Here is a 7202-nt window from a genome sequence, read left to right as displayed (position 1 = left end):
CCGGTTGAGATCGGTGTTGTGCCAGAAACAACACAGCCCCACACACGAATCCTTTACGCTTCTTCCCGATTGGCTGTGGCGCCCGGTTGACCCCAACCTGAGAGCGACGCAGCAACCCGTCATGCCTGATGACCATAGCGAGTCGGTCCCACCCCTTCCCATCCCGAACAGGACCGTGAAACGACTCCACGCCGATGATAGTGCGGATTGCCCGTGTGAAAGTAGGTAATCGTCAGGCTCCCCCAAAGCCAGAAACCCCACCCCCAGCGGTGGGGTTTTTGCGTTTACGCGGCGAAATTAACAAACAGCATTGAAGCAAGCGAAACCTCGACCCGCCTCAATGCTTCTCATCCTCCTACTTCCCCTGCGCCAGAAACTTCTGCGCCAGTCGAACCCAATACGTCGACCCCACCGGCAATAGCTCGTCGTTAAAGTCGTAACTCGCGTTGTGCAGCATGCAAGGGCCCGCGCCGTGGCCGGCTTCGCGGTGGCCGCCATCGCCGTTGCCCAAAAACGCATAGCAACCCGGTTTCGCCAGCAGCATGAACGAAAAATCCTCGGCGCCCATGGTCGGTTCAACTGCATCATCGACATTTTCCGCGCCAACGACCTCCTTCATGACCGACGCCGCAAAACGCGCTTCCTCGCTGCTGTTGATCGTCGGCGGATAATTCCGGTGGAACTGGATCTGAACGGAGCAATCGTATGCATCAGCGGTACTCTGCGCGATCTTGCGCATGCGTGTCTCGATCAGGTCGAGCGTTTCTGTAGTGAAGGTCCGCACGGTTCCCGCGATCCAGGCGTCGTTCGGCACGACATTGACGGCATCGCCGGCATGTATTTGCGTAATCGATAACACCGCGGTATCCAGCGGCTTTTTGTTTCGCGTGATGATGCTTTGCAGCCCGCTGGCAATTTGCACCGCCGTAAAGACCGGGTCGCGGCCATTGTGGGGTAGCGCCGCATGCGAGCCGACGCCTTTGATTTCGATGCGAAATTCATTGCTCGATGCCATGATCGGGCCTTCGGTCACGCCGAAGTGGCCCGCTGGCATGCCCGGCCAATTGTGAATGCCGAACACGGCGTCCACCGGAAATTTGGTGAACAGGCCGTCGTCGATCATCGCCTTCGCGCCGGCCCCGCCTTCTTCGGCCGGTTGGAAAATGAACACGATCGTGCCGTCGAAATCACCGTGTTTGGCCAGGTAGTGCGCGGCACCGAGCAGCATCGCCGTATGTCCATCATGCCCGCACGCGTGCATCTTGCCGTCGTTCGTCGAACGATGATCGAAGCTGTTGAGCTCCTGGATCGGGAGCGCATCCATGTCGGCGCGCAAACCAATCGCGCGCGAGCCGTTCCCGCGCTTCAATACGCCGACCACGCCCGTCTTGCCCAAACCACGGTGAGTCTCGATGCCCCAAGCCTCGAGCGAACGCGCGACGAGATCAGCGGTCGCCGTCTCTTCGTAGCGCAGTTCCGGGTGGGCATGGATGGTTCGTCGAAGGGTCTGGATTTCGCCGCGAGCGGCCTGAATTTCGGGGATGAGTTTCATGATGGAGTGATTATGCGTTTGTGCTCGACGAGCATGAGATAGCCGCGGACCGCGTCGGCCCGGGCACTGCGGATAATTCATTCTACGCCGAAGGCATTTTTGGCGGCACCACCCGGGTCCGCGGCCCATTGACGTAATAAAATTCCATATTGCCCGACCGCTTACTGCTCGCCAGGACACCTCGCCGATGAACGCCCCGACCGAATTCGCGCGCGCCGTATGCCCGCACGATTGCCCAGACACCTGCGCGATGCGCGTGACCGTCGACAACGGACGGGCGATCAAGGTCGCCGGCGATCCCGACCATCCGCCGACTCAAGGCGTGCTGTGCACGAAGGTCAGCCGCTACGCGGAGCGTGTATATCATTCGAACCGACTGACGACGCCGATGAAGCGTGTGGGCCGCAAGGGCGAGGGCCGCTTCGCGCCAATCAGTTGGGACGAAGCTTTCGACCTCGCCGCAAGCCGCCTCGGCGAAGTTGCCCATCGCGCGCCGGAAGCGATTCTGCCTTACAGCTACGCGGGCACGATGGGCTTGGTGCAAGGCGATAGCATCGCGCAACGCTTCTTCCACAAGCTCGGCGCATCGCAGTTGGATCGAACGATTTGTGCGGCTGCCGGCGCAGCTGGCCTGAAATACACGTATGGCGCCGGCGTCGGTATGCACACCGAGTTTTTCGCCGAGAGCGAGGTGATCCTGATCTGGGGAGCCAACCCGATCGCATCGAATCTGCATTTCTGGACGCGTGCGCAGGAAGCCAAGCGTCGCGGCGCCCGGCTGATCGCAATCGACCCGTATCGCTCGCTGACCGCGGAGAAATGCCACCAGCACATCGCACTAAAGCCCGGAACCGACGGAGCTCTCGCGCTAGGCGTCATGAACGTGCTGATCACCGAGGACCTGCTCGACCACGAATACATCGCGGCGCACACGCTGGGCTTCGCTGACCTGAAGGAGCGGGCGCTCAGCTATCCACTGTCGCGCGTTAGTGAAATTTGTGGCGTTGAAGAACAGGAAATCGCTGATCTTGCGCGACTTTACGCCAGCACGAAGAAAGCCGCGATCCGCTTGAACTACGGTCTGCAGCGGGTGCGCGGCGGCGGCAATGCGGTGCGCGCGATCGCGTGTCTGCCGTCGCTGACCGGCGCATGGCGTGAGCGCGCGGGCGGGGCGCTGTTGTCGTCGAGCGGTTGGGCGCCGGTCGACTCGCACGCGTTGCAGCGTCCCGACCTGATGCCGGGCTGGCCGTCGAAGCCAAGCCGCGTGATCAATATGAATGCGATCGGCGACGCGCTGCTGCATCCGGGCGACGCGACGTTCGGCCCCAAAGTCGAAGCGATCGTCGTCTACAACTCGAATCCGGTCGCGGTCGCGCCGGACTCCGAACGCGTCGCGGCCGGCTTTGCGCGCGAGGATCTGTTCACAATCGTACTCGAGCATTTCCAGACCGACACCGCGGATTACGCCGACCTGCTGCTGCCCGCCACGACCCAGCTCGAGCATCTCGACGTGCACAAGTCATACGGCCACACGCACGTGATGGTCAACCTGCCCGCCATCGCGCCGTTTGGCGACGCACGCCCGAATACCGAGATCTTCCGCGGCCTCGCGCGCCGCATGGGCCTGACGGAACCGTCACTCTTCGACAGCGACGAAGCTGTCGCGCAAGCCGCATTTCGCTGGGAAGACAAGACGCTCGACGGTGTCGACTGGACGATGCTGAAGCAAGTGGGCTGGGCTCGTCTCAATCTGCCCGACGCTCCATTTGCCGACGGCGGTTTTCGCACGCCGTCCGGCAAGTGCGAGTTCTACAGCGAGCGGCTTGCGCAACAGGGCCTCGACCCGCTGCCGGACTATCTGCCACCCTACGAATCCGCAGACGGTGCGCCCGAACTGGCGGCCCGCTATCCGCTCGCGATGATTTCACCTCCCGCGCGCAACTTCCTGAACAGCACCTTCGTGAACATCGAGAGTCTGCGCGCGACGGAAGGCGAACCGCATCTGGACATCCACCCTGCCGACGCGCGCGCGCGCGGCATCGGCGACGGCGATCAGGTGCGCATCTTCAACGACCGCGGCTCGATGCAGGCGCGCGCGCGCGTGACGGACCGGGCGCGCGAAGGCCTGGTCGTCGGGTTATCGATCTGGTGGAAGAAGCTCGCGCCGGACGGCCGCAACGCCAACCAGTTGACGAGCCAGGCACTCACCGATCTCGGCGGTTCCGCGACGTTTTACGACTGTCTCGTCGAAGTCGAGCCGGCCTGAAAGTCGCACCGCACTTTGAAACCAACGGCAAGCCTCGCAAGTTCGAGGTTGCCGTCTAACCCCATCGCTTTGGCCATTGGCCGCAATATGCCCATGCTACGATGCGTTTTTAGCACGATCATTCGAAAATAATTCAGGAGACGCTGCATGGAGAAAATCTGGCTGAAATCTTATCCGCCCGGCGTTCCCGCAGAGATCGACCCGACACGCTATTCGTCGGTGGCCGAGTTGCTCGAGGAAGCCTTTCGCGAACACCGCGCGAAGCCGGCGTTCGTGTGCATGGGCAAGCAGATCAGCTACGGTGAACTCGACGAGCTTTCGCGCAATCTTGCGACGTGGCTGCAGTCGAAGGGGCTCGCGCGCGGCGCGCGTATCGCGATCATGATGCCGAACGTGCTGCAGTATCCGGTCGCAATTGCCGCGATTCTGCGCGCGGGCTATGTGGTTGTGAATGTGAATCCACTGTATACGCCGCGCGAACTCGAACACCAATTGAAGGATAGCGGCGCTGAAGCGATCATCCTGCTCGAGAATTTCGCGGGGACCTTGCAGGCAATCGTGCGCAATACGCCGGTCAAGCATGTTCTCGTCGCGGCGATGGGCGACCTGATGGGCATTAAAGGCCCGCTCGTGAACTTCGTCGTGCGCAAGGTCAAGAAGATGGTGCCGGCGTGGAGCCTGCCCGGACACGTCAAGTTCAACGACGCGGTCTCGGAGGGCGCGCGCCAGACTTTCAAGCCGGTCAAGCAGGGGCCTGACGATATCGCATTTCTGCAATACACGGGCGGCACCACCGGCGTGGCCAAGGGCGCGACGCTGCTGCACCGGAACCTGATCGCGAACGTGCTGCAGTCGGAGGTCTGGCTCAATCCGGTGCGCGCAAACCGCACCGATATCGACCAATTCATCACGGTCGTCGCGCTGCCGCTGTATCACGTGTTCGCGCTGACCGTGTGCGGGCTGCTGACGATCCGCACCGGCGGTCTCGGCGTGCTGATTCCGAATCCGCGCGATATCCCCGGCATGATCAAGTCGCTCGAGGGTTATGCGATCACGACGATTCCCGCCGTCAATACGTTGTACAACGCGATGTTGAACAGCCCCGACTTCCACAAGCTCGACTTCTCGAAGCTGCTGACAGCGAACGCCGGCGGTATGGCGGTGCAGGAGGCGGTCGCGAAGCGCTGGTTCGAGCGGACGCGCACGCCGATCGTCGAAGGCTATGGGTTGTCGGAAACGTCGCCGTGCGTGACCTGCAACCCCGTCACCGTCACTGAATACAGCGGCACGATCGGCCTGCCGCTGCCGTCGACCGAGATCTCGATCCGCGACGACGCAGGCAACGAAGTGCCGCCCGGCCAGGCAGGCGAGATCTGCATCCGCGGCCCGCAGTTGATGGCGGGCTACTGGAACCGGCCCGACGAAACCGCAAAGGTGATGACGGCGGACGGCTTCTTCAAATCGGGCGACGTCGGCATCATGAGCGCGGACGGCTTCGTGAAGATCGTCGATCGCAAGAAGGACATGATTCTGGTGTCCGGCTTCAACGTGTATCCGAATGAAGTCGAGGACGTCGTCGCAAAGCTGCCGGGCGTGTTCGAAGTCGCGGCGGTCGGCGTGCCCGATCAGCATTCGGGCGAGGCCGTGAAGCTGTTCGTCGTCAAGAAGGATCCGTCGCTGACCGACGAACAGATCTTCGCGTACTGCAAAACGCAACTGACCGGCTACAAGCGACCGAAGGTCGTCGAATTCCGCACCGAGCTGCCCAAGAGCAACGTCGGCAAGATCCTGCGCCGTGAATTGCGCGACGGCAGGGCCTAAGCGAGCGAAGAACAGAAGCCCGGCGCACGAAAGTGCGCCGGGCTTTTTTGTGCCAACAAAACCCGCGCACAAAAAAAGGCGCCCGAAGGCGCCTTTGAGACAAACTGCTTTTTTACGACTTATTAGAACTTGTGGCGGATACCAACGCGAGCCGTGAACTGGTTGTTGGTCGTCGAACCGGTCAGGCCGTTGATGGCGGCCGTTGCTGCGACCACCTGGCCCGCCGTGTTGACCGTGTCGCCCAGAGCGTGCTGGTACACGCCGACCAGGTACACGTCGGTACGCTTCGACAGGAAGTAGTCCACGCCCAGAGCACCCTGATGGTACTGAGCACGCGAGTTGCCTTCGATCTGCTCGCCGCGCGTGTAGTCGTACGCTGCGCCGACCAGCAGTGCCGGGGTCAACTGATACTTGAAGTTGATTTCGCCGTTGTTGAACGTTGCCTTCTGGCCGGCGAACGGCGACGCGAACGTCTTGCCGAGGTTGCCGAACTGGATGTTCGAGTACGTCAGGCCGATGGTTGCCGCGCCGAACGTGTATGCACCGCCCGCGCCGATGACCTGGTACGTGTTGGCCGATGCGAAGCCAGCGTAGATCGGGGTCGTGACTGCGAAGCTAGCCGCAGTAGTACCGGTGGCGGGGGTGTTCGTTGCGATCGTGCCGCCGTTGTTGAACAGGCCACCCGAAGCTGCCGGCGTACGGGCGTTCAGGTAACCAACGCCCAATGCCAGCGGACCATTGTTATAGCCAGCGCCCAACGACCAGATCTGGTTGTGCGAGAAGTCACCAGCGGTGCCGCCGAAGCTATACGTGCCGCCGAACGTCAGGCCGCTGTAGTTCGCGCTCGTGTACTTGATCGTGTTGTTCGTGCGATACGCGTTGTTGAAGTTGTCGATATCGCCCGGGTGAGCGGCGATGTAGCCGCCCCACTGATCACCCGATTCGAACGGACCCACGTAGTCGACGACGGAATCGTACTGACGACCCAGCGTGACCGTGCCGAAGTTGCTCGACAGACCGACATATGCCTGACGACCGAACATCAGACCGCCTTGGCCGAGCTTGCCGTTGGTCAAGTCAAAGCCGTTTTCCAAAACGAACAGCGCCTTCAGACCGCCGCCCAGATCTTCCGTGCCACGCAGGCCGAAACGCGAGCCTTGCAGGACGCCGCTGGACATGTCGTACTTGTGAAAGCCACCTGCGTTGGTATTCATGTTGATACCAACGTCAACGATGCCGTACAGGGTCACGCTGCTCTGCGCATGAGCGACGCCTGCGAATGCGCCCAGTGCTGCGAGAGCGAGAAGCGACTTTTTCATCGAATGATCTCCAAGGATTACGAATCTTTTGTTCAAGGCGAGATATTTAGTTAGTACTGAGCCTTGCTTGTCCAACTTCGCGAGAAGTTGCCACGTAATGTAACAAAAGGCATACATGGGACAAAGAAAAAGGAGGCGCTCCGGACGGCCGCTGTTTCGTTTACGCAACATGGTCTAAAATCCGAAATTAACCGCTCATTTCATGCGGATTGATGCCTGTCGGACCGCGGGTTTCGCGTCGCAA

Annotated in this window: 4 protein-coding genes and 1 rRNA gene; 3 read left to right on the top strand and 2 right to left on the bottom strand. The window is 61.2% G+C overall.

The window, feature by feature from the left end; genetic code table 11:
* The first annotated feature begins 124 nt into the window (after positions 1 to 124).
* Positions 125 to 238 (top strand): 5S ribosomal RNA (gene rrf, locus GCT19_RS16305).
* A gap of 117 nt (positions 239 to 355) precedes the next feature.
* On the opposite strand, the gene GCT19_RS16300 is transcribed toward rrf, so the two are convergent.
* The gene (locus tag GCT19_RS16300) at positions 356 to 1552 is read right to left on the bottom strand and encodes a M20 aminoacylase family protein (protein WP_018437606.1); all 1197 of its coding nucleotides are present in this window, start codon (positions 1550 to 1552) and stop codon (positions 356 to 358) included.
* 187 nt (positions 1553 to 1739) lie between these two features.
* On the opposite strand from GCT19_RS16300, the gene GCT19_RS16295 reads away from it, so the two are divergent.
* Both GCT19_RS16295 and GCT19_RS16290 read left to right on the top strand, forming a co-directional pair.
* Complete coding sequence (locus tag GCT19_RS16295) at positions 1740 to 3818, top strand: molybdopterin-containing oxidoreductase family protein (protein ID WP_018437607.1); 2079 nt, start codon at positions 1740 to 1742, stop codon at positions 3816 to 3818.
* A gap of 147 nt (positions 3819 to 3965) precedes the next feature.
* Complete coding sequence (locus tag GCT19_RS16290) at positions 3966 to 5639, top strand: long-chain fatty acid--CoA ligase (protein ID WP_152852503.1); 1674 nt, start codon at positions 3966 to 3968, stop codon at positions 5637 to 5639.
* A 122-nt stretch (positions 5640 to 5761) separates the two neighbouring features.
* Here the strand turns inward: GCT19_RS16290 and GCT19_RS16285 are convergent, their stop codons facing one another.
* Positions 5762 to 6958 carry a porin gene (locus GCT19_RS16285; protein ID WP_013090622.1) on the bottom strand — a complete coding sequence of 399 codons (1197 nt, stop codon included), beginning with the start codon at positions 6956 to 6958 and terminating at the stop codon, positions 5762 to 5764.
* Positions 6959 to 7202: the final 244 nt, after the last annotated feature.

Origin of the sequence: Paraburkholderia atlantica, assembly GCF_009362785.1 — a bacterium.
Taxonomy (GTDB): Bacteria; Pseudomonadota; Gammaproteobacteria; order Burkholderiales; family Burkholderiaceae; genus Paraburkholderia; species Paraburkholderia atlantica.
This window is presented reverse-complemented; position numbering and strand designations above follow the sequence as displayed.

Coding starts and splice junctions, on each gene's coding strand:
- GCT19_RS16285 (WP_013090622.1), bottom strand. CDS start 6,958: ATGAAAAAGTCGCTTCTCGCTCTCGCAGCACTGGGCGCATTCGCAGGC.
- GCT19_RS16295 (WP_018437607.1), top strand. CDS start 1,740: ATGAACGCCCCGACCGAATTCGCGCGCGCCGTATGCCCGCACGATTGC.
- GCT19_RS16300 (WP_018437606.1), bottom strand. CDS start 1,552: ATGAAACTCATCCCCGAAATTCAGGCCGCTCGCGGCGAAATCCAGACC.
- GCT19_RS16290 (WP_152852503.1), top strand. CDS start 3,966: ATGGAGAAAATCTGGCTGAAATCTTATCCGCCCGGCGTTCCCGCAGAG.